At 61.3% G+C, this 3,541-nt stretch carries 3 protein-coding genes; 1 reads left to right on the forward strand and 2 read right to left on the reverse strand.

All coding sequences use genetic code 11. The features are described from left to right. The first annotated feature begins 159 nt into the window (after positions 1-159). A complete protein-coding gene (locus PMN64_RS42445; RefSeq protein WP_411785059.1) occupies positions 160-342 on the forward strand; it encodes a hypothetical protein in 183 nt (60 codons plus the stop codon). Between the two features lie 412 nt (positions 343-754). Here PMN64_RS42445 and PMN64_RS42450 read toward each other — a convergent pair whose 3' ends face one another. Together PMN64_RS42450 and PMN64_RS42455 are read right to left on the reverse strand one after the other, a co-directional pair. Continuing rightward, entirely contained in the window at positions 755-1,690 is a 936-nt protein-coding gene (locus tag PMN64_RS42450) for an SMP-30/gluconolactonase/LRE family protein (RefSeq protein WP_411785060.1), read from the reverse strand. Continuing rightward, positions 1,647-3,541 (reverse strand): PQQ-dependent sugar dehydrogenase (locus PMN64_RS42455; protein WP_411785061.1); only part of this gene is annotated, 1,895 nt, incomplete at its 5' end. The genes PMN64_RS42450 and PMN64_RS42455, both read right to left, overlap by 44 nt.

Below are 3,541 nucleotides of genomic sequence, written 5' to 3' on the forward strand. Positions count from 1 at the left end.
ACGAGATGATATCCTAAGTCTCGTGGGCTCGGAGATGTGTATAAGAGACAGGACTGGGAGGTAATGGTGGTACACTGACGCTAGTAACCACATCTGACAATTACCCCGTAATATCGCACCTCGTCCGAGCGGATCTAAGTCCGGGAAGTGGCGGTTCTGGTGGGCAAGGCGGCCAAGGAGGAGCGAGCGGCGACGGTGGACCCGGCGGGCAGGAAGCTCGTCCGTGGTGTCGCGGAAACGGCAGTCGGGGAGGTTCAGGCGGAAGGGGCGGCACAGGAGACGCGGGTGATCCAGGTCAGCCGGGTCGAGGTGGTGATTTCCTTGTCGGCTCACTTTCCGTAGCAGATCTCGACAAGGTCCTCGCGCCTAGGTGAGCCACGCGACGGTGTGTAGCTAAATTTCCAGGGAGCTTCGAGCAGCAACTCGTACGGGAATGGCGAATGGCGTTGCTCAAGAGTGAGAGCAAACTCTTGGGGAGACAAGGCGCGAGCAAATTCCATGTCTTGTCGCAGATGCCGTTTGCCATTCAAACGGAATATACAGAATTTAGTAGCGGTGTAGCCGCGTCCAATCGAGGTGACCGGCAGCGACGCAACAATTGCATATTGCTTTTTGTTTCGTTCTCTTAAGACGCTCGGGCCAATCCACGTCGCGCGGTGGGATAACAACCCAAAAACACGATGGAATACACTGTGACGAATGCTTGTCCCACTTTGAGCTAAGTGATTGATTGCATCCTGCAGCCCGCCCGGGGCTAGCAGTCAGGCCTCTGCAGGCAGTGCTCGCGCCCTTCGCGGTCGGTGCGGAAGCCTTCGATGAAGCCGCCCTGCCGCTGCGTGACGTACACGGTCTTGCCGTCGTTGCCGCCGAAAGCGAGGTTGGTCGGCTCCTTGCCGACAAGCGCGACTTCCCGTTCGACAGTGCCATCGGTCTTCATGATGGCGATCGCACCTCTGAGAATGCGCGCCACGAACAGCCTGCCGGTGACGTCGGTGCGAAGCCCGTCGACGGTATCCGGCTCGAAGGTCTTGACCAGCTTGGCATCGGTGAGTTCGGCGCCTTTGATCGCGTAGGACCACACCTGCCCGCTGTTGGACTCCGTGACGTAGAGTCGCTGTTCGTCGGGGCTTAGATCGATGCCATTGGTGGTGCCCATGGTACGCGGCGCCGTCATGACCTCGCCACGCCCCGTCCCGTCGGCAGCACGCGCGATCTGCCAGATGCGGCCGTTGCGTCCCTTCCAGTTCGGGTCGCTGGCATAGATCGTGCCGTCCCGGGCAATCGTGATGTCGTTGGGCTGGTTCATCTGGTCGGCGTGAAACCAGCTCGCGGGCGCAAGCGAGCCCTTCCTGAACTCAAAAATATTGTGCTTCTTGTAGTCGGCGACGAACATGTTGCCGTCGCGGTCGAAGCGGATCGAATTGCCGACACTGCCGTCGGGCAAGTCGGCGAATTTCTCCGATCGTGCGTCGCCAGGGGCAAGCCTGCCGATCGTGCCAGCCTTGCCAAGGTTGACGACGTAGAGGTTGCCGTCAAGGTCTGCGGCAGGCCCCTCGATGCCGAACGTATACTCGTCGGTCGGCGTGATCTGCCTGGCCTGGAACAGTTTCAGATCGGCAAGGACGGCAGTGTTCGCCAGCAACACCTCACAGCAGAGGCACCAGGAAATTGCTTTGGATGTAATAGCCATCGGCGTCGGTGCAGTCGCCATTGAGGAACGGATCGGCCGGCCGGTAGAAGCGGCTGTAGCCGAGCTTACCGGTGGCGGCCTTTTGTGTCACCACCACGACCTTGGTGGTCGGGATTTCGCCACACACCTTCCCATCCTTGCTGAAAAATTCCCGCTCCGGCCGCCCCGGCTTGATCCGCATGCGGGTGCCTGGAACCATTTTGCCGACCAAATAGTCGGCATAATTGAGCACTTTGAGGTAACCGGGTTCGGTCTTGGGCAAGCTCTCGCCGCCGGGCGGCATCAACTTCTCGGCGCCGATGCCGCGCAGGCGGATCCTCAACTTCCCGGAATCCGGATCGCCCGGATACATCCAGCCATCCTGTCCGAGCATGAAGCGCAGCACGGACTCGTCCTTCTCGGCGTCGCTTTGGCCTCGCTTGATGCCGAAATCGGCGTGACAGCCGACGCAGCGCTTTTCGACGAGGTTGCTGCGGACCGAGCTGAGATAGCCGCTCTTCTGCGCGTCCTGCTGGACGAAGCGAACCAGCTCGTCGATCTGGGCCTGGCTGCGCATGTCGCAAGGCAAGGGAACCGGCACCTCGCCGGTCGCGCGGTCAAGCCTGATGATCGTCTTGTTCTTGTCTTCGACGAGCCAGATTGCACCGTCGCTCGCGACCGTCATGCCGACCGGTGCGCCGCGCGGGCGCGCCCCATTTACCCGGTGCCAGCCCGAGATCAGTTCTTGATAGGGCGCGGCCTTCACCGGGCCATCGTCGGCCTGGAACGCGCGCGTGGGTTCGGAGGCGCAGCTTACCTGGTAGCGGACCGGCGGCGGGCTGAGCTTGGGAAAGCCGTGGTCGTCGACGTCGTATATCAACACGCGGCTGCCGGTCGGCCGGTAACCATGCAGTCCGATTACGAGCTTGCCCTCGAGATTCGGGAATTTGGCGCCGTGGTAATAGAGCATGCCGAGCGGCGCGCCGTGTGGGGGCAGCAGCGAATAGGGTTGGCGATAAAGTGCGGTGTTGTTGCAGAGGTTCTTGTAGGGACCGGCCTGCAGCACGGCTTTGAACTCCGGGCTCGCCGTCGAGAGATCATAGCAGTAGGGCCAGCCATAGTGCTTGCCCTGTTCGATCGCGTTGATCTCCTCATTCGGCTTGAACACATCCTGCAAGTCGCGGCCGTTCTCGCCCTGAAGGAAGGCATAGCCGGGTTCAGGGAACCGTTGATGCACCGCAAGCGCCATCGAATTGCGCAAGCCGCGCGCATAGATTTCGCGCGGCGGGTTTGGATCGTTCGGCGTCAACGCCGGAAAGACTCCCCCGGCCGGCGGCGTGAACATCCAGATCGCTGCAAGCGGCGAGCTTCCCTCAGCTGCCAGGCAAGGCCTCGTGATCGGAGGCCGGGTAATGCAATCGTCGCTGTGCGAGCCGATGTTGACGAATATCCGACCCAGCCGGTCGAAGATGAAATGCTTCAGCGCATGGCTGCTCTCGGCAACCTTGGTCCCATCCGGCAGGGTTATTCTGCGGCCCGGCAGACCCTGGATGACAACTTCCATCGTGCTGCGAGGATTGGCCGCCAGCGGATCGAAGCGGAAGATCATCTCCGCGGTCGAGGCATAGACCTTGTGGTCCGGGCCGATCGCCAGTCCGAACGGGTATTCCAGACCACCGATCGCTTCTTTAATGCGCTTGCCGTCCGCGGCGTGGGGATCGAGCAGCAACAGCCGACCGTCGGCGCGATTCCATCCACCCATGTCGACGACGACGAAGAGGTCATGGCCTGGAATCTGTATGATCGACCGGGGAAATTGCAGGCCGTCATCTTCGCTGGCGACGAGGCCGGCACAGAAGCCCCTCTGCATGT

This window comes from Bradyrhizobium sp. UFLA01-814 (genome assembly GCF_046718885.1).
GTDB lineage: Bacteria > Pseudomonadota > Alphaproteobacteria > Rhizobiales > Xanthobacteraceae > Bradyrhizobium > Bradyrhizobium elkanii.